1 pseudogene is annotated in these 221 nt (G+C 63.3%); it reads right to left on the bottom strand.

Going from position 1 to position 221, the window contains the following annotated elements:
- Positions 1 to 106, bottom strand: a pseudogene (locus tag E2C06_RS40155) (IS630 family transposase); the annotation flags it as partial.
- Between the last annotated feature and the right edge of the window lie 115 nt (positions 107 to 221).

The raw sequence follows: 221 nt of genomic DNA, 5'->3' as shown, positions 1-221 counted from the left end.
AGAGATGCTCGGCGGGCTGGAGTTCGGGCGAGTAGGGCGGCAGGAAGACGAGGCTGATCCCCTCGGGAACGACCAGGCCCTTTGGTCCATGCCAGCCGGCATTGTCGAGCATGTCAACGGCGGAGGAATATTGGAGCGCCCGGCGGAGTAAAATTGGGGCAGCCGGTAGCCACCGCTTGAGCTTGGTGACCGCTACTGGGTTGCGGTTGGTTTCGGATGGG

Origin of the sequence: Dankookia rubra (assembly GCF_004355005.1) — a bacterium.
Taxonomy (GTDB): domain Bacteria; phylum Pseudomonadota; class Alphaproteobacteria; order Acetobacterales; family Acetobacteraceae; genus Paracraurococcus; species Paracraurococcus ruber_A.
The sequence above is the reverse complement of the archived record's forward strand: the minus strand, read 5'-3'. Positions and strand labels throughout refer to the sequence as shown.